At 70.5% G+C, this 19,687-nt stretch carries 12 protein-coding genes; 11 read left to right on the top strand and 1 reads right to left on the bottom strand.

Annotated elements, in window-relative coordinates; translation table 11 throughout:
• Positions 1 to 481 precede the first annotated feature (481 nt).
• From D892_RS0130640 to D892_RS0130610, 7 genes are read left to right on the top strand one after another with little or no spacing between them, the layout of a single operon-like run.
• Positions 482 to 754, top strand: coding sequence for an acyl carrier protein (locus D892_RS0130640; protein WP_024804907.1), 273 nt, complete (start codon positions 482 to 484; stop codon positions 752 to 754).
• A complete protein-coding gene (locus D892_RS0130635; protein WP_024804906.1) occupies positions 751 to 1,752 on the top strand; it encodes an acyl-CoA desaturase in 1,002 nt (333 codons plus the stop codon). Before D892_RS0130640 ends, D892_RS0130635 begins: the two co-directional genes overlap by 4 nt.
• Positions 1,749 to 3,413, top strand: coding sequence for an AMP-binding protein (locus D892_RS0130630; RefSeq protein WP_024804905.1), 1,665 nt, complete (start codon positions 1,749 to 1,751; stop codon positions 3,411 to 3,413). The genes D892_RS0130635 and D892_RS0130630 overlap by 4 nt, the downstream gene beginning before the upstream one ends.
• Positions 3,410 to 4,441 carry an SDR family oxidoreductase gene (locus D892_RS0130625; protein ID WP_024804904.1) on the top strand — a complete coding sequence of 344 codons (1,032 nt, stop codon included), beginning with the start codon at positions 3,410 to 3,412 and terminating at the stop codon, positions 4,439 to 4,441. Before D892_RS0130630 ends, D892_RS0130625 begins: the two co-directional genes overlap by 4 nt.
• Before the next feature lie 17 nt (positions 4,442 to 4,458).
• Positions 4,459 to 5,400, top strand: a complete 942-nt coding sequence (locus D892_RS0130620; RefSeq protein WP_024804903.1) for an SDR family NAD(P)-dependent oxidoreductase — start codon at positions 4,459 to 4,461, stop codon at positions 5,398 to 5,400.
• Positions 5,397 to 6,269 carry a cyclopropane-fatty-acyl-phospholipid synthase family protein gene (locus D892_RS0130615; protein ID WP_024804902.1) on the top strand — a complete coding sequence of 291 codons (873 nt, stop codon included), beginning with the start codon at positions 5,397 to 5,399 and terminating at the stop codon, positions 6,267 to 6,269. The genes D892_RS0130620 and D892_RS0130615 overlap by 4 nt, the downstream gene beginning before the upstream one ends.
• A 19-nt stretch (positions 6,270 to 6,288) precedes the next feature.
• A complete protein-coding gene (locus D892_RS0130610; RefSeq protein ID WP_024804901.1) occupies positions 6,289 to 7,287 on the top strand; it encodes a 3-oxoacyl-ACP synthase III family protein in 999 nt (332 codons plus the stop codon).
• An 11-nt stretch (positions 7,288 to 7,298) separates the two neighbouring features.
• Here D892_RS0130610 and D892_RS44090 read toward each other — a convergent pair whose 3' ends face one another.
• Positions 7,299 to 8,111 (bottom strand): MaoC family dehydratase, encoded by an 813-nt coding sequence (locus tag D892_RS44090; RefSeq protein WP_024804900.1) that lies wholly within the window; start codon positions 8,109 to 8,111, stop codon positions 7,299 to 7,301.
• 59 nt (positions 8,112 to 8,170) lie between these two features.
• On the opposite strand from D892_RS44090, the gene D892_RS0130600 reads away from it, so the two are divergent.
• The 4 genes from D892_RS0130600 to D892_RS42480 are packed head-to-tail and all read left to right on the top strand — an operon-like array spanning position 8,171 to position 19,686.
• Complete coding sequence (locus tag D892_RS0130600) at positions 8,171 to 9,367, top strand: acyl-CoA dehydrogenase family protein (protein WP_198037015.1); 1,197 nt, start codon at positions 8,171 to 8,173, stop codon at positions 9,365 to 9,367.
• Positions 9,368 to 9,388: 21 nt separating this feature from the next.
• A complete protein-coding gene (locus D892_RS0130595; RefSeq protein WP_024804898.1) occupies positions 9,389 to 10,768 on the top strand; it encodes an FAD-binding oxidoreductase in 1,380 nt (459 codons plus the stop codon).
• Between the two features lie 41 nt (positions 10,769 to 10,809).
• Complete coding sequence (locus D892_RS0130590) at positions 10,810 to 16,443, top strand: type I polyketide synthase (protein WP_024804897.1); 5,634 nt, start codon at positions 10,810 to 10,812, stop codon at positions 16,441 to 16,443.
• 15 nt (positions 16,444 to 16,458) lie between these two features.
• Positions 16,459 to 19,686, top strand: coding sequence for a type I polyketide synthase (locus tag D892_RS42480; RefSeq protein ID WP_024804896.1), 3,228 nt, complete (start codon positions 16,459 to 16,461; stop codon positions 19,684 to 19,686).
• Position 19,687 lies beyond the last annotated feature (1 nt).

The raw sequence follows: 19,687 nt of genomic DNA, 5'->3' as shown, positions 1-19,687 counted from the left end.
GATTCCAGCTTCAGAGATTGTTTTCCGGACCGTGCCCGGCGACGTTACCAGCGTTAGCTTCTGGCGGGCAAACAACTCGGGCACCCCCGGGGAACCCAGGCCGGTGAACAACTTTGTTCTGGTGCTATCGAAATGCGCTCACAGGCGCCCGGGGAACGCGAGAGGTGATGCACATCACCGGTTCCGTGCGCCTGGCAAAGTTCCAGATACCGGCAAAACAAGATCGTCGTTATACAGCAGATGCTCGTGGCGTGTCCAGCGTTGACACGTTCTTTCGTGCGCCAGTACCGTAGTTTTCGTCCGGCGTCACATTGTCCCGGGGGAGAATCAATGGCGGATATCGAATCTCCCGTTCGGCCTCTGCACTGAGGCGATCGTTCTCATCCGCGTCTGCAGACAACGCGGTCGGCAAATCCTCCGAGCCATATCGGCGTGCGTCACGATTCACGAATATTTCACGTACCTTCAAAGGGGCTGCTCAGTGATTACTCTGGACGAAGTCGAGACCAAGATCAAGAAGAAGCTCAAGGGGAACTACCCGGCCGGCCTGGTGCTGACCGAGGCGACCGCGCTGGAGGATCTGGGCCTGTCGAGCCTGCAGACGGCGGAGATCGTGTTCGAGATCGAGGAGGACTACGAGATCGAGTTCGATCCGGCGCGGGCCGCCGACGTGACCACGCTGGGTGCGCTGATCACGCTCGCCAACGAAATCCTCGCCGAGAAGTTCCCCTCGGAAGAGGAGGTACCTCGATGAACGGGCGCGAGCACTACATCTACATTCTCGTCGCCTCGATGCTTCCTTTCGTCGGTGTCGTCGGCGCTGTGGTGTTGCTGTGGAACTCACTGGTCGGACCGTCGGATGTCGCGGTATTCGTCATCATGAGCGTTGTCGGTGGTCTGGGCGTTTCCATCGGCTATCATCGCCTGCTCGCGCACCGCGCCTTCAAGACGTATCGGCCGATCAAGATCTTTTTCGCGACGGCGGGCGCCATGGCCGGTCAGGGCCCGCCACTCATCTGGGTCGCGCATCATCGCCGGCACCACCGAGTCGCCGACAAGCCGGGCGATCCGCATTCTCCGTACTTCGATGATCAAGCGGGTTTACGCGGTGTGCTGAAAGGTCTGTGGCATTCCCATCTGGGATGGCTTTTCGACAAGGACCTCAGCTCGGATCCGGTGCGATATTGCCCGGACCTCTGCCGGGATCCCGACATTCGCTTCCTGTCGATTCGGTTCGTGCCCGTCGTGCTGGCCGGGCTACTCCTTCCGGGTATTCTCGGATTCGCCTTCACCGGCACGCTCACGGGTTTTCTCACCGGAATTCTGTGGGGCGGCCTGGTCCGGATGTTCGTCGGCAACCACGTCACCTACGCGGTCAATTCCGTCGGCCACTACTTCGGCCGTCGGCGGTTCGACACCGCCGACGAGTCCCGCAACGTGTCCTGGTTGTCGATCCCCTCGTTCGGCGAGTCCTGGCACAACAACCACCACGCCTTCCCGCGCTCGGCGCGGCACGGGCTGCGCTGGTGGGAGATCGATCTGAGCGCGATCACGATCTACACCCTGGAAAAGATGCGGCTGGCCTGGGATGTCATTCGCATCGACCCGGTGAAGCTGCAGATGCGCGCCGACGGGCTCAGCCGGGTCGGCAGCGGTCGTGCGGCACCGCACGAGCCGTCCCGCCCCCTGGCCGAACGGGGCCGGGCGAGCACGAGGGACCAGGCCCCCATCGGCGTGGCGGATGTCGAATGAACCTGTGGCAGAAACTGATCGCCGATGCGCGGTCCTACGATTCATGCGCCAGATTCTGGGTCGACAACGACTATGTCTCGGCGACCTGGGGCGACCTGGTCGCCGAGGCACAGCGGACGGTGCCGGCGCTGCGCCGGTTGGGGGTGGGCCCGGGCTCGCGCATCGCGGTGGTCCTGGCGAACGGCCCGGGCGCGGCCCGGGCGCTCGCCGCGGGCTGGATGGCCGGCGCCGCGGTGGCCTCCCTGCCGGTGCGCGTGGCCGGCACCGACGCCGCCGCCTACGCGGAGCAACTGCGGTCCATCTGCGATCATCTCGAACCCGTTGTGCTGCTGGCAGATTCGGCAACACTGGCGGCCCTGCCGCAGCCGCTGCACCACACGGTGCCGGCGTACTCGTTCGAGTCGTTGCCGGCCGACGGCACCGCCGCGGATCCGACGCCACCGGGCGACGACGATGTGGCGTTCATCCAGTACTCCTCGGGCAGCACCGGAACGCCGAAGGGCTGCATGCTGACACCGCGGGCGATCGCGGCGCAGCTGGACATGCTGGCACAGCTGACCGCCGCCGAACCGGGGGAGACCGGAGCCACATGGTTGCCGTGGTCGCACGACATGGGACTGTTCGGCGGCCTGCTCAGCGGCTGGTGGAACGACGTCACCACGTATTACTCCACGCCGCAACGGTTCCTGATGTCGCCACGCACCTGGTTCGAGGACATCGCCCGCTACGGCGCCCACTACACGGCGGGCAGCCCGACGGCCCTGCAGGTCGCCGCGCGCGTGACCGCGCTGCGCGCCAAACATCTGCCCGGCTCGCTCGGGCAGCTGAAGGCGGCCATCATCGGCGCCGAACGGGTGCACTGGGAGGTCCTCGAGGACGCGGTGGCCAACCTCGGCCGTTTCGGGCTGCGCCGGCAGGCCCTGATGCCGGCCTACGGCCTGGCGGAGGGCACGCTGGCGGTCACCGCCACACCGATGGACGAGGAGCCGCGGTTCGTCGCCATGGACTCGGTGGCCCTGGCCGCCGGTCGGCTGCGGCGAGCCGCACCGGATGATCCCGCCGCGACCCGAGTGGTCAGCGCCGGCCCCGTCTGCCGGGGCATGGAACTGATCGAACCGGAGCCCGGTGGGGACCGGCTGGCGCCCATCAGGTTCCGGTCGCAGTCGCTGGCGACCGGCTACTACGGTGACCCCACGCGCACCGCGGAACATTTCGTCGACGGCGTGTTCGACACCAGCGATCTCGGTTTCGTCATCGACGGCCACCTGTATCCGGTAGGCCGCAGCGACGACATGATCTCGGTCGCCGGCCGCAACGTCTATCTGCGGGAGGTCGAAAAGGCCATCGAAGAGGCCAACGACCTGCGATTCGGATGTTCGACCGTCGTCGACGCCCGCCTGCCCGGACGCTCCCGGCTGACGCTGCTGGTCGAAACCGGCGGTGCCCGCGTGGATCACGGCGCGGTGGCACGCCGCGCCGCGACGGCCGCGATGTCGGCCGCCGCGCTGCCGCTCGACGAGTGTGTCTTCCTGCGGCGCAACGCCTTACCTCGCACACCCAGCGGAAAGATTCAGCGGCACCGCTGCCGTCAGCTGCTTGCCGAAGGGGGATTCGCGCCGGTCGCGAGCGTGCAACTGGCCGAACAGACGGAGGCCGTATGAAAGATGTGGCAGCACAACGCAAACGACACATCCTGGTGACCGGTCCGTCCGGCGTGATCGGGCGGGCGCTGACGGCCGAGCTGTCGCACCATCACGTCACCGGACTGGTGCACACCGACACCGAGCAGCCGGAGGTGGCCGAGGTCGTGCACGGGGATCTGGCCCGGCCGTGGCTGGGGCTGACCGAGGCCCGCTGGCACGAGCTGGCCGAACGCACCGACGTGGTGGTGCACTCGGGCGCATTGACCACGTGGGGTCTGGAACGCGCCCGCTACCAGGACATCAACATCGACGGCACCGCCCGGGTGATCGAGTTCGCCCGCCGGGCCGGTGCGCCGGTGCACTACCTGAGTACGTGTTTCGTCCACGGTATCGAACGCACCGGCCTGGCCGACGTGGCGGAGGACAATGTGGTCCGGCCCTACGTCTGGTCCAAGCTCGAGGCGGAAAGGCTGCTCGCCGCCGCCGGAGTGCCGTATGCGATCTTCCGGCCGACCAACCTGGTCGGCGACTCCCGCACCGGGGCCAGCAGCAAACGCCAGATCGTGCAGGTGATGTCGGAGTTCATCTGTCGCGGCAAGGCGCCCTACCTGCCCGCGCATCCGACCAACCTGCTCGACTTCGTTCCCCTCGACGTCACCGTCGACGCGGTCGTGCGGGCCGTCGACGCGGACGATCTGCGGGGGCAGATCTATTGGCTCACCTACGGCGGCGACGCCATGACGGTGCCCGAGGGCCGCGAGATCCTGCTCGACCACGCGGCGTCGCTGGGCCGCCGGCTCACGGATCTGACCATCGTCGATCCCCGCCTGCCCCTTCCCGTCCCGCTGGCCGAGCTGCACCCGCTGTCCCGGTCGTTCATCAAGGTGCTGATCGACGTCAGCGAGATGACCTACGCGGCGGGCGGTGTCCTGCCCACCTCGAAAACCGAACTGGCGCAACGGCTCGGCGTCGAGTTCCCGTGTGATCGCGACGCCTACCGCAACAGCCTGAAGTACTGGGCGGACGAATCCGCCTCCGCGACCTGACGAAAAGGACCTGAGCCATGACGACGAGCGGAAACTGGCAACCACCGGACCTCTCCGGCCGGGTCGCCCTGGTGACCGGCGCGAGCCGCGGAGTGGGGCTGGGCGTGGCGCTGGCGCTGGGCGACTGCGGTGCGACGGTCTACGTCACCGGCCGCAGCACCCGCGACGGCGGCAGTACCGAGGGGGTCCCGGGCACCGTCGAGGAGGCCGCCGAGCAGGTGAGCCTGCGCGGCGGCAAGGGCATCGCGGTGCGCTGCGACCACACCGACGACGCCGACAACGCGGCGCTGGTCGAGACGATCGCCGCCGAAGGCGGCCGGTTGGACCTGCTGGTGAACAACGCGTGGGCCGGCTACGAACGGTTCAGCGAGGAGGCGCCGTTCCACGCGCCGTTCTGGAAGCAGCCGATGTGGCGCTACGACCTGTTCGCCGGATCGCTGCGCGGCCAGTTCGCGGTCAGCCGCCTGGCGGCCCCGCTGCTGATGCAGGCGCCCGCCGGGCTCATCGTGAATGTGTCGTTCACCGACGGTGACGTCTATCTCGGCCAGACGCCCTACGACATCTGCAAGTACGCCTCCGACCGCATGGTCGTGGGGATGACCTACGACCTGCGCAAGACCCCGGTCGTGGCGGTGGCACTGCATCCCGGCTTCGTCCGCACCGAAAGGGTCGCGGGCGCATGGGATCTCGTCGGCGAGGGACCGGCCCGGATCGCGCACTCCCCGGAGTACGTGGGCCGAGCCGTCGCGGCGCTGGGCGCCGACCCGGACCTGGCCTCGTACGCCGGCGCGCGACTGTCGGTCGGTGATCTGGCAGCGAAGTACGGCTTCGACGACGTCGACGGGAGACGGCCGCCGCCGTTCCGGCTGGAGGGCACCATCACCCTGGCGGCCCGCATGGAACGGCTGGGACGCATCGCGCGTACCGGCCCGGCACCGGCCCGCGGGGGTGGGAAATGACCACCGGCACCGGCTATCTGGGGGCGTCGGCCTCGGCCATCCAGCACCACTACGACGCCGGCAACGAGTTCTACCGGCTCTGGCTCGATCCGAGCATGACCTACTCGTGCGCGCTGTGGGAAGAACCCGGCGACACCCTCGAACGCGCCCAGCAACGCAAGCACGACTATCTCGCGGCCGCCGCCGGCGCGGCCGGGGCCGCGCGGGTGCTCGACGTCGGATTCGGCTGGGGCGCCATGGTGCGGCGGCTGCTCGGGACCCACGGCGTCGAGCACGTCACCGGGCTGACCCTCAGCGCGGCCCAGCTGGCCACCACCGGCGCGTGGTCCGACGACCGCTGCGATCTGCGGCTGGAGAACTGGAACGAGCACCGCCCCGACCGGCCCTACGACGCGGTCGTCTCGATCGGCGCGATGGAGCATTTCGCCAATCTCGGTATGAGCAGGGAGCACAAGATCGAGGCCTACCGGCAGTTCTTCACCCGTTGCCGGTCCTGGCTGGTCGACGACGGGCGCCTCGGGCTGCAAACCATTGTGCGCGGCCACAATACGAACGCCGACTGGTCGATCCAGCGCGAGATGATCAGGGTCAATCGCTGGATCTTCCCCGAATCGGAGGTCCCCTGGCTGGCGGAGGTGTTCGCGGCGAGCGAGGGCCTGCTCGATGTGGTGTCGGTCCGCAACGACGCCGCGCACTACGCGCGGACCTGCGGTGTCTGGCTGGATCAGCTGCGGGCGCACCGGACGGAGGCGGTCGATCTCGTCGGCGCGGAGATGGTCGAGCGCTACGAACGCTACCTGGACGTCTCCGTCCAGGTGTTCCGCCACAGACACGCCGGCCTGGCCCGAATCATCTTCCAGCGGTGCTAGACCCAGAACGGACGACGATATGCCCACAGGTATCCACGACTTCGGAAGCTATCTGCCCGGCCCACCCGTTCCAGCGACTTTCTTCTTCACCGAGGAGGAGCTGGCCAGTCCGATCGCCGCCAATCCACTGTTCAAAGCGCCCACCACCCGCCACCACGTGACAAGCGAACGCGCCGCGGACATGATCGCCGCGGCGGCGCGGCCGATGTTCGACCGGCTGGGTACCGAACCGGCCGGCGCGGTCGATCTGCTGATCACCAACGTCATGCTGCCGGATCACCCGATCACCGGTTCGGGCGCCGAAACCGCCCGGCTGCTCGGCTGCACACCACACTGGATCATCGACCTGCACAACGGCGGCTGCGCGTCGTTCGGCTACATGCTGAAGCTGGCCGACACCATGATCGGCAGCGGGGCGGTGCGCACCGCGCTGCTGTGCAATGTGCAAAACGGTGCGGGACAGTTCTTTTCCCAGCCCCACGTCCGCAAGAGCCCCTACGCGGCGGTCGCCGGCGACGGCTGCGGCGTCGCCTACCTCAGCGCGACCGGCGGTGCGCAGCTGATGGGCGCCAGCGTGATTCACGCACCGGAGTACGCCCCCGATCTCGGCCTGTCGGGAACCAGGAAGTACTGGGAGCCGGGAACCGAGGAGCTGATGGTGAGCTTCCCGCCCGACAAGCTCGGCGACATCATCGAGCGCGGCAACCGGCTGGTCCCCGAGGCGGTGACCGACGTGTGCAAGCAGATCGGCGTGGCCACCGAAGATATCGACGTGCTGATCACCAACCAGCCGAACAAGATGTTTCTGCAGAACTGGCGCCAGGCCCTCGGCGTCCCCGCCGAGCGGCACATCGACTCCTTCGACGACTACGGGAACCTGTACACGGCCGGAGTCCCGGTGACCTTCGAACGCGCGCTGCGCGCGGGGTCGGTCGCCGACGGCGATCTGGTGGTGTTCGCCGGTTTCGCGCACGCCGGCGATATGGCCTCCGCGGCCGCCGTGCGGTGGTCGGGATGACCGCGGCCGGATCAGTCGACCGGCCGGTCCAGGGTGAAATAGGTATCGCGCAGTACCTGCCGCCCGTGCTGCTCCACCGACACCGTCAGCAGGCCCGGCTCGCCGGTCCGCAGGACCCGCACCCGCAGGGCGTGCCCGGGGACGACGGGACGGGCGAAACGTACTCGCGAACCGACGATTTCGCGCCCCGAATCGGCCAGAGCCCCGCGAACGGCGGCCCACACGATCGCGTAGGTCGCCATGCCGTGCAGCACCACGCCCGGCAACCCGGCCGCCCGCGCGACCGCGGCGTCGAGATGGATCGGGTTGCGGTCGTCGGTGGCATCGGCGTACCGAGCGGGCAGCTCGGCCGGCAGCTCCACCACGCGCTCCGCGATCAGCGCACCCTGTCCGGCGCGGGGCGGGCGCGGCGAACGACGGTGCACCCGAGGCTGTTCGGGCATCAGCACGGTCGCGGAGCCGGTCGTCGCCTCACCGGCCGCCTCGGCACGCACCTCGAGCACCAGCGCGGCGGCCGGTCCGACGTCGACGACGTCGCGGATGCGCGCCCGGATGCCGATCGTGTCACCGATCCGCGGCACCGTCCCCACCCGCACATCCTGCGCGACGTGGATCAGCGTCGGCGCCGGATCACCGAGATGGCGGTGGCGTACCTGCTCGAGCGCCGGGCCGGCCAGCGCGCCGATCGCGAAAAGCGCTGGGGCCGCGCCGTTCTGCTCGACCCCGAGCTCGGCCTGCAGGGTCGCGGCGGAATAGGCGCGCACCTGCTCGGCCGTCACCGTGGCCGTGGTTTCGACGAAGGAAGTCGGCGTAACGATGTCCACTCTTGCCACCCCACCGGATCGTGCGTATCTGTCCCCACCATGGTGAACGAGGAGTCCCGTTGACTTCAACACACGAAACTACGCCACTGACAACAGATTTCGATTCCGTTCTGACCGCGGTAGGTGCTGCGGTCCCCGCGTTGCGCGACAACGGCATCCAGGCCGAAGCCGACCGCTGGCTACCCGAGGAGAGCATCCGGCTGCTCACCGAGGCGGGGGTGTTCCGGGTCGCGGTGCCCGAGCGATTCGGTGGCCTGGAACTACCGGTGGCTCAGGTCGCCCGGGTGCTGGCCGAGGTGGGCCGCGGATGCGGGTCCTCGGCATGGACCGCCAGCGCCGCGACCGAAGGCGCCTATCTCGCCTCCCTGCTGCCCGACCGGGCGCAGGAGGAGATCTTCGCCGACATCGACACCCGCTTCTCCATCAGCGTGGCCCCCACCAGCATGTACACCGAGACCGACGGTGGTTACAAACTCAACGGCGCATGCCCGTTCGCGTCCGGATGCCGCGGTGCCGAGTGGAGCTTCGTCGCGGGCGCGCTGCAGCGCGCGGACGGCAGCTGGGGCCAGTTACTGGGCGTCGTGCCGACCACCGAGCTGGTGATCGTCGACGACTGGCAGGTCAGCGCGGCCGCCGGAACCGGCAGCTGCACGATCACCATCGGCGACGTCTTCGTTCCGGCCCATCGCGTGATCACCGTCGACCAGATGTTCTACGGCGGCGACCCGAGCCGCGCCGGCGCCGCCCGGCCGGGCCGCACCTACGCCTTCATGGGCCTGCTGCTGGCCGAGTCGGCCGCCACGATCGTGGGAACCGCCCGCGGCGCCTACGAACTGTTCCTCGAACGGGTACCGGGCAAGCCGATCACCTTCACCACCTGGTTCGACCAGGCTCAGCACCCGATCACACACGCCCAGATCGGCACGGCCGCCGCCAAACTCGCCGCCGCGGAGGCGCTGCTCGACCGTTGCGCAGCGCTGCTGCAGGACCGCGCGGACGCCCGCGCCGAGCCGACGGTCGACGAGAAACTCGCCCTCCGCGGGCATGCCGGCTACGCGGTACAGCTCGCCCGGGAAGTGGTCGACGACCTGTACACCGCCTCGGGCGGTTCGGTGATCCGCACCAGCAACCACTTCCAGCGTTTCCACCGCGACGTTCTCGCGTTCGCGAATCACGGGCTGCTGCAACCGTCCGTCGGCGCGGAGGCCTACGGCCGTAGCCTGCTCGGGCTCGAGCCCACGATTCCGTTGATCTGATCCGGCAGTGGAGGGACACCGATGACAGATATCGCACCGGCTCGTACCGGCACCGAGAACACCGGGGTGAAACACGAAATCTATTGGCGGGAAACCGAACCCGTCGTTCCCGGCCCACCACTGCGCGACAACGTCACCTGCGATGTCTGCATCATCGGCGGCGGCTACACCGCGCTGTGGACCGCGCACTTCCTCCGAAAGGCCGATCCGTCCCTCGAGATCCACATTCTGGAGGCGGACTACGCCGGCGCCGGCGCGTCGGGCCACAACGACGGCTTCGTGACCCCGACCATCGGGCACAGCCTCGGCGCCCTGGTACACCGGTTCGGCACGGACCGCGCGAAACTCGCCTACGCCGCCGTGGGCAAGTCGATCCTCGAGCTGAACCGCTTCTGCGTCAAGCAGGACATCGACGCCGAGTTCGAATCCGCCGGCTACTACCAGGTGGCGGCCACCACCGACCAGATCCGCCTGCTCGAACGAGACCTCGAGCTGGCCGCACGCCTCGGCGCGAAATCCGGCTTGGATCTGCTCGACCGCACCCGGGCGCGGGAGCGGATCGGTTCTCCCGGCATCGAGGCGGCCGTGAAGGTCGGCGGGGCACTGATCAATCCACATCGGCTGGCCCGCGGACTGTTGCGCGCCGTCACCGCGACAGGGGTCTCGGTACACGAGCAGACCCCGGCGCTGACGGTGGAGACGACACCGACCGGGCACGTGGTGCGAACGCCACACGCGCGAGTGACCGCGAGCAAGCTGCTGTACGCGACCAACGCCTACCAGCACCAGTTCGCCGAGTTCCGGCGCAAGGTGGTGCCGGTGTGGAGCTACGCCGCGGTGACCCGCCCGCTGACCGACGAGGAACTGGGCGCGGTCCACTGGCCCGAGCGAGAGGGGTTCGTCGAGGCGGGCAACTTCATCGTGTTCGGCCGCCTCACCGCGGGCAATCGGCTGCTGTTCGGCGGCGGCCGCGCCCACTATCGCTTCCGCCGCAACATGGACGTCGCCGGCAACATCGACAAACCGGCGGCCACCGAGGCGCTGCGCGGTGTGCTGAGCCGCTACTTCCCGATGTGGCGGGATGTGCCGTTCACCCACACCTACGGCGGATGCGTCGCGATCACCCGCGAGGTCGTGCCGCATATCGGCGCGCTGGGCGACGGGCGATTCTACGCACACGGCTACTGCGGCAACGGAATCGCGCTCACCCACACCGCGGGCAAATCCCTGCGCGACCTGATCCTCGGCCGCGACACCTCCTACAGCAACCTGCTGTTCGTGCACGGCAAGGAGAAACCGTTCCCGCCCGAACCGCTGGCGTTCCTGGGCGCGGGTGCGGTCTCGTCGGTACTCGCCGCGCAGGATCGCCATCCGCGGCTGATCCGCACGCAACTCGTGTGACCGTCGGAGACACCACATTCCATCGGGGAGAGGGCACGAGGATGACAGACTCGCCGGACACCACAGCGCAGGATTCGGGATTCGTGCGCCGCGTCGTCGCCGCGGCGCCGGCCGACCGCTTCGGGCTCTGCCTGGACCTGGTGCTCACCGAGACGGCCGCCCTGCTCGAATGCCCGCCCAGCGAGGTGGCGCCGGACCGGGCCTACCGCGACTACGGCTACAACTCGCTGGCCGGGCTGGCGCTGACCGAGCAGCTGAAGCAGGCATCCGGCATCGATCTGCCGCTGACCATGCTGTTCGACCAGCCGAACCCCACCGCGGTGGCCGGCTACCTGCTCGAGCGAATCCGCACCGGCGCCGGCCTCGCGGACTCCTCGGAAACCGCCGGAGATCCTGCACCGCAGGAACATCCGGATGTCCCCGGCACCGGTGACGAGGACATCGCGGTGGTGGGGATGGCGTGCCGGTATCCGGGCGGGGTGCGGTCGCCGCTCGAGCTGTGGGAGCTGGTCGTGCAGGGTCGTGACGCGATCGGTGACTTTCCCGGCGACCGGGGCTGGGACCTGGACGCCCTCTACCACCCCGACCCCGCCCATCCGGGCACCAGTTCCGCGCGTCACGGCGGATTCCTGTCCGGCGTGGCCGATTTCGACCCGCAGTTCTTCGGCATCAGCCCGCACGACGCGGTGGCGATCGATCCGCAGCAGCGGCTGCTGCTGGAGGGGACCTGGGAACTGTGCGAGCACGCCGGAATCGACCCGGCCACGCTGCGCGGCGACACGGTCGGTGTCTTTCTGGGCGTCTGCGGCAGCGACTACAGCTACCTGACCCGGCCACCGGCGGCGGGACTCGAGGGCCGCTGGGGGCTGGGCATGATGAGCAGCGTCGCCTCCGGACGGGTCGCCTACACCTTCGGACTCACCGGCCCGGCCCTGACCGTCGACACCGCGTGCTCGTCGTCGCTGGTGGCCGTGCATCTGGCGATGCAGTCGCTGCGGCGCGGGGAGAGCAGCATGGCGATCGCGGGCGGCGTGCAGGTGCTCGCGACACCCAGCCTGTTCATCGAGTTCTCCCGGCAGCGCGGGCTCGCCCCCGACGGCCGCTGCAAGTCCTTCGCCGACGCGGCCGACGGCACCGGATTCTCCGAAGGCATGGGCCTGGTGCTTCTCGAACGGGTAGGCGACGCGCGCCGCAACGGGCACGAGATCTACGCCGTGCTGCGCGGTTCCGCGGTCAACTCCGACGGCGCCAGCAACGGCCTGACCGCACCGAACGGCCCGGCCCAGGAGCGGGTCATCGGGGCCGCGCTGGCCGACGGCGGGCTCACCGCCGCGGATGTCGACGCGGTGGAGGCGCACGGCACCGGCACCACGCTCGGCGACCCCATCGAGGCCAACGCCGTACTGGCCACCTACGGCCACGGACGGCCCGCCGACCGTCCACTGTGGCTCGGCTCGATCAAATCCAATATCGGCCACACCCAGGGCGCGGCCGGCGCCAGCGGCCTGATCAAGACCATCATGGCCCTGCGCCACAACACATTACCGCGCACCCTGCACGTGGACGCGCCCAGCCGCACCGTCGACTGGAGCACCGGAGGAGTGGCGCTGCTGACCGAACCACAGCCCTGGCCACCCGATCCCGGCGGGCGAGTGCGGCGCGCGGGGATCTCCGGCTTCGGGGTCAGCGGCACCAACGCCCACCTCATCGTGGAAGAGCCACCGGCCGACGACCGCCCGACACCCTCGGCACCGGACCGCGACGGCGACACCCCGCTGCTGTGGGTACTGTCGGCGCGCACCCCCGGCGCGCTGTCGGCGCAGGCCCGGCAGCTGCACGAGCGGCTCACCGCACACCCCGACCACCCGCTCGACGTCGCCCACAGCCTGGCGACCACTCGGGCGCATCTGGAACATCGAGCCGTCGTGATCGGCAGCGGCGACAGCGAACTGCGCGCCGGGCTCGAGGCCGTGGCCGGCGGCCGCGCCGGAGGCTCGGTGACCACCGGCCGCATCCGCCTGGACGGCCGGTCGGCGGCGGCGCTCATGTTTCCGGGACAGGGCTCCCAGTACCCGGGCATGGGTAGCGAACTGGCCCACCGGTATCCGGTGTACGCCACGACGTACCGGCAGGTGTGCGCCGAGCTCGACCGGCACCTGGACCGTCCGATCGAGACGATCATCGACGGCACCGCGCGGGACCGGGATCCGGACCTGCTGGACCGGACCGGCTACACCCAGGCGGCCCTGTTCGCGGTGGAGGTGGCGCTGTACCGGCTCCTCGAAAGTTTCGGTGTGCGACCGGCCTACCTGATCGGACACTCGATCGGGGAGCTGGCGGCAGCCCACGTGTCGGACGTGCTGGACCTGCCCGACGCGTGCCGGCTGGTGGCCACCCGAGCCCGGCTGATGCAGGCGCTGCCACCGGGCGGGGCGATGGTGGCGGTGGAGGCGACCGAGGAAGAGATCACCCCGGACCTGACCGGTTCGGGCGGCCGGGTGGCACTGGCCGCGGTGAACGGCCCTGCGGCGGTGGTGCTCTCGGGCGCACACGACGAGGTGGACGCCGTCGCCGAACGGTGGGCCGGGCAAGGCCGGCGCACCAAACGGCTCGCCGTCAGCCACGCCTTCCATTCGCCGCTGACCGAACCGATGCTCGCCGAGTTCGCCGATGTCGCCCGCACGATCACCCCGGGTGCCCCGCGAATCCCGGTGGTATCCAACCTGACCGGCACCCCGTGCGACGATTTCGGCACCGCGGACTACTGGGTCCGGCACGTGCGCGACACCGTGCGGTTCGCGGACGGTATCGGCTGGCTCGCCGACGCGGGCATCGACACCTTCCTGGAAGCCGGCCCCGGCGGCGCGCTGTCGGTGGCGGCCCGCGAATGCCTGGCCGAGGCCGACCACCCCGCGCTGGTCGTGCCGACCCTGCGGCCGCGCCGTCCCGAGGCGGTCACCCTGCTGACGGCGCTGAGCCGCGCCCACGTCGGCGGCCTGCCGGTCGATGTGGCGGCGACCCTCCCCGCGGGCGGACAGCGAATCGCGCTGCCGACCTATCCGTTCGAGCATCGGCGATTCTGGGCCGCCCCCGAACCCGCGGCCTCGGCGGCACCCGGCGTCGTCCCGGCCGGTCATCCGCTGTTCGACGGATCGCTCGAACTTCCCGACAGCGCCGACCGGGTGTTCCTGGGCAGGTGGTCGGTGGCCGGGCAGCCGTGGCTCGCCGAGCACACCGTATTCGGCAGCACCGTGGTCGCGGGCGCGGCGGTGGTCGAGCTCGCCGCGCATCTGGGCGGCCTGACAGGCTTCCCGACGGTGACCGAGCTGACCGCGGAGACACCGCTGCTGATCCCGCCCGACCGGACCGTCTCGGTGCAGGTCCGCATCGCGGCCCTCGACCGGGCGCGCCGCTCGCTGACGGTGCACACCGATGGCGGCGACGGATGGCGGCGGCACGCCTCGGCGATCCTGAGCGCCGAACCGGTTGCCGCGCAACGAGGTACGAGCGAGCCACCCGCCGACGCCGAAGAGATCGATATCACGGGCCTGTATGCCCGGCTGGCCGGGAACGGCCTCGGTTACGGGCCGCGGTTCCAGCGGCTGCGCGCGGCGTGGCGGCACGGTGACGACATCTACGCCCGCATCGACCCCGGGCCTGCCGACGAGTTCCTGATCCATCCCGGCACCCTCGACGCCGCCTTCCACGCGGCATTTCTGTCCAGGTCCGACGACGACAGCGCGTGGCTCCCGTTCGTCTGGTCGGGAGCCCGGATCCGGCCGGGAACGCCGGCCTCGCTGCTGGTCCGATTGTCGGCGGCGGGACCCGGCACCGTGGCGATGACCGCGGTCGACGAGTCGGGGGAGGTCGTCGCCGCCGTCGACGCGGTGCTCGCCCGCCCGGTGTCGCTCGCCCACCTGGCCGCGGCGCGGGCGGGCACCGACGAGGCGCTGTACCGCTGGTCGTGGAACGAGATCGCGGCGACGGCGGCATCTTCCGGGCCTTCGTTCGTCACCCTGGGGACCGCGGCGAACGGTGAACCGCGCTATCGGGACCTGGCGGCCCTGCTGCCGGACATCGAGGCCGGGACGGCCGCTCCGGACCTGGTACTCGTCGACCCGGCCGAACGGTTCCCGTCGTTCGCCGAATCCGCCGACGTGCCGGGGGAGACGGCCGCGATCAGCCGGCATGCCCTCGACCTGGTCCGGCAGTGGTTGTCGCACACCGCAACCGCCGCCGCGCGGCTGGTGTTCGTCACCCGCGGCGCGGTCCGGGCCCGGGACGACGAAGCGCCCGACCCCCGAGCCGCGGCGGTCTGGGGCCTGGTGCGCAGCGCCCAGAACGAACACCCCGACCGCTTCGCCCTCGCCGATATCGGGAACCACGACGATATCGGCGCTGCCGCCCACGCGGCGGGCTCGGGGATCTCCCAGCTCGCCGTCCGGGCCGGCACCGTACTCGTGCCGCGGCTACGGCCGATGCGCGTGCCGGCCGAGCCCCCGCCCTGGCGCGGGCTCGACGGCACGGCGCTGATCACCGGCGGGACCAGCGGTCTCGGCGCGCTGATCGCCGAACACCTGGTGGCACAGGGCGTCCGGAGGCTGACGCTGGTCAGCCGCCGCGGTCCACGGGCCGAGGGGATCGCCGGACTCGTCGCCGAGCTGACCCGCCAGGGCGCCGAGATCGACGTCGTGGCCTGCGACGTGTCCGACCGGGCGCAAGCCGCCGAGCTGATCGAGAAGATCCGTGCCCACGACCGGCTGCGCGTGATCGTGCACGCGGCCGGCGTCCTCGACGACGGGGTCGTCGAGGAACTGACCGAGCAGCGACTCGACCGAGTGCTGCGCCCGAAGGTGGACGCGGCCTGGCATCTGCACGAGCTGACCGCCGACCTGGATCTCGCCGCGTTCGTCGTGTTCTCCTCGGCGGCCGGTGTTCTCGGCGCGCCCGGACAGGCGAACTACGCCGCCGCCAACGCCTTTCTCGATGCCCTGGCGGCCCGGCGGCGCCGGCAGGGCCTGCCGGCGGTGTCGATGGCCTGGGGACTGTGGGCACAGGACGGCGGCATGACCGGACAGCTCGGCACCCCCCAGAAGGCCCGGCTCACCGCCTCGGGCGTGCTGGCCTTCGATCCGCCCGACGGCCTGCGGCTGTTCGACGCGACGGCAACCGCGACCGAGCCGGCGGTGATCCCCCTCCGCCTCGATCCGGACGCGCTGCGCCGGGCGCCGATCCCGGTCCCACCCGTGCTGTCGGACCTCGTCCCGGATGCTCCGGCCGCACCCGAGACCGGCGCGCTCCACCGGCGCCTGACCGAATGCTCACGCGCGGAACGCCTCTCGGAAATCCTGCGCCTGGTATGCACGGAGGTCGCCGCCGTGCTGCGCTATCCGTCTCCGGACGCGGTCGACCCCGAACGGGCATTCACCGACCTCGGGTTCGACTCGCTGGCCGCCGTGGAACTACGAAACCGCTTGACCTTCGAAGCAGGCGTGACCATTCCGGCCACGGTGGTATTCGACCACCCCACCCCCGAAGCGATCGCGCAGTACCTGGACGAACGGCTGTTCGCGACGCCGGAGCCCGAACCGGAGCCGGCCGGCCCCGCGCCCGCGGACGAACTGGACAGCATGGACGCCGAGACGCTGGTCCGCATGGCGCTGTCGGACGAGTGAAAGGACCTGCCCGCCATGGCCGTCGACACCGAAGAGCTGGTCCGCGCACTGCGGGCCTCGATGAAGGAGAACGCGCGGCTGCGCGCGGACGCCGACCACACAGGCGAACCGATCGCGGTGGTGGGGATGGCGTGCCGGTATCCGGGCGGGGTGCGGTCGCCGCTCGAGCTGTGGGAGCTGGTCTCGCAGGGTCGTGATGCGATCGGTGACTTTCCCGGCGACCGGGGCTGGGACCTGGACGCCCTCTACCACCCCGACCCCGCCCACCGCGGCACCTCCTATGTCCGCCACGGCGGATTCCTGTCCGGCGTCACCGATTTCGACCCGCAGTTCTTCGGGATCAGCCCGCGGGAGGCGCCCGCGATGGATCCCCAGCAACGGCTGCTGCTGGAGGGGACCTGGGAACTGTGCGAGCACGCCGGAATCGACCCGGCATCGTTGCGCGGCAGCAGAACCGGCGTATTCGCGGGACTGATGTACCAGGACTACACGTGGCTGGCGGCCCGGCACGCCGACGCCCTGCTGGGCCGGTGGGGCATGGGCATGATGAGCAGCGTCGCCTCCGGGCGGGTCGCCTACGTGTTCGGGTTCAACGGCCCCGCCCTCACCATCGACACCGCCTGCTCGTCGTCCCTGGTATCCACGCACCTGGCCATGCAGGCACTGCGGCGCGGCGAGATCGACCTGGCGGTCGCGGGCGGAGTCACCGTGATGTCGACGCCGACCGTCTATATCGAGTTCAGCCGGCAGCGCGGCCTGGCACCCGACGGGCGGTGCAAATCCTTCGCCGACCACGCCGACGGCACCGGCTGGTCGGAAGGCATGGGCCTGGTGATGCTGGAGCGGGTCGGCGACGCCCGCCGCAACGGCCACGAAATCCATGCCCTGCTGCGCGGATCGGCGATCAACTCCGACGGCGCCAGCAACGGCCTGACCGCACCCAGCGGGCCCGCACAGGAACGCGTCATCCGCGCCGCCCTCGCCGACGCGGGCCTGCGGCCCGACGACATCGACGCCGTCGAGGCACACGGCACCGGCACCGCCCTCGGCGACCCCATCGAGGCGAACGCGCTCCTGGGCACCTACGGCCGCCACCGGCCGCCCGAGCGGCCGCTGCGGCTCGGCTCGGTCAAATCCAATATCGGCCACACCCAGGGCGCGGCCGGCGCCAGCGGCCTGATCAAGACCATCATGGCCCTGCGGCACAACATCCTTCCCCGCACGCTCCACGCCGACGTCCCGAGCAGCAAGGTCGACTGGAGCGCCGGCACGCTCACCCTGCTCACCACCGAACACCCCTGGCCCGCCCGCCCGCAAGCACCGCGGCGGGCCGCCGTGTCGGCATTCGGGGTCAGCGGCACCAACGCCCACCTCATCGTCGAGGAGCCACCCGCGCCGCAACCGGTGACCCGGCCACCCGCCGCACCGGGCACCGCGCTCGTCTTCCCGCTGTCCGCGCGCACAGCGCGGGCGTTGTCCGCTCAGGCCCGGCAGCTCGAGGACCGCCTCGGCACGCTGCCGCAGGACCGCCTGCTCGACCTCGCGCACGGCCTGGCCACTGCCCGCGCCCACCTCGAACACCGCGCCGCCGTCGTCGCCACGACCGTCGCGGAACTCCGCGCCGCGCTCGGCACCGTCGCGAGCCGGCCCGCTCCGGCACGGGCGGAACACCACGACGGCATCGCCCGCGGGGCGGGCATCAAGGGCGGACACCGCGTGGCCTTCCTCGTCGGCGCCCACCCGGGCTGGCACCGCGCCGCGGCCGACCTGCTCACTGCCGCACCGGTTTTCGCCGAACGATTCCACGCATGCGCGCGGGCACTCGCCGCCGCCGGGGGAGCGGACCTCGTCGCGGTGGTGGCCGGCGCACACGGGGCGCCACCCGCCGATCGAGAGGATGTCGCGCGACAGGGGGTGTTCGCGCTCGCCGTCGCGTCGGCGGCGGTCTGGCAGGCACACATTCCCGGCGCCCACCCGGTGGCCGGCTCCGGTGCGGGCGCGGTGGCCGCCCGGGTCATCGACGGCTCGGCGACAGTGGAAGACGGTGCGCGGGAAGTAGTTTCGGAGACGGCCGCCACCGATTCCGGGAACCGGGCCGCAGAGCTGGCGACGGCAGGATACCGTACCTTCCTCGAGCTGGGACCTCGTTCCGGACCGCCCGGGCCGACCGGCGACACGATCGATGACGCCGACGACACGGTGGTGATCGGCGGGCTCGCACCGTTCGGCCCGGCGGGTACGCGGGACATCGAGACCGCCGTCGCCACCGCGTACGCCGCGGGCGCCCGGATCGACTGGGCGGCACTGTATCCGAGCAGCGACACCTATCACCGGATCGAGCTGCCGACCCATCCGTTCCAACGGCGGCGATTCTGGCTCGACGCCCAGGGCCCCCGGGTGCCATCCCGCCGGGAGGACGGGACGCCACCCCGCGCCACCCAAACCCTCAGCGCGCTCGTGCGACGCGCCGACATGGCCGATGACCTGGTCGGAGCCGCGACGATGCTGGCGGCGGCGGCACGCTACCAACCCACCTTCGACACCACCGAGGGGCTCCCGCACAGCAGGTTCGCCCACCTCGTCTCCGAGGGCACCGAGCCGGTGCTGATCTGTGTGCCGTCGTTCCTGGCGGGTTCGGGCCCGCACCAGTTCGCCCGTCTGGCAACGTCGTTCGCGCCACGACCGCGCGCCTTCGCGCTGACCCTGCCGGGTTTCGCGGCGGCGACGGCGCAACCGTCGTCGTGGCCGGTGGCGATCGACGCCCTCGCCGAGACGATCGGCGCGACCTGTGGCGACGCTCCGTTCGTTCTCCTCGGCCACTCGATCGGCGGTGTGCTCGCACATTCGGTGACCGAACACCTCGAGCGCATCGGACGGCCACCGCGCGGGCTGGTCATGATCGACACCTTCGATCCCGAGCCCGGCGGCCGCAACGACACGTTCAGCTGGGCGATGCGCCAGATTCTCGCCCGCGACCCCGACGGCGTCGTCGTCACCGACGCCAACCTGCTGGCCATGGCCAACTACCTGCGCCTGTTCGACGAGTGGAAGCCGGCGTCGATCACCACGCCCAGCCTGGCCGTGAACGCCGCCCGGGCCGTCGATCCCACCGCGCCGCACCGGCATTGGACCGCATCCGACGACGAGGTCGACATCGACGCCGACCACTTCTCGATCCTCGAACAGCACGCGCCGCACGCCGCCGCGGCCATCGAACGATGGCTGCGCAGCACCGAGGGGTGAA

This window comes from Nocardia sp. BMG51109 (genome assembly GCF_000526215.1).
In the GTDB taxonomy this organism is placed as follows: Bacteria; Actinomycetota; Actinomycetes; order Mycobacteriales; family Mycobacteriaceae; genus Nocardia.
This window is presented reverse-complemented; position numbering and strand designations above follow the sequence as displayed.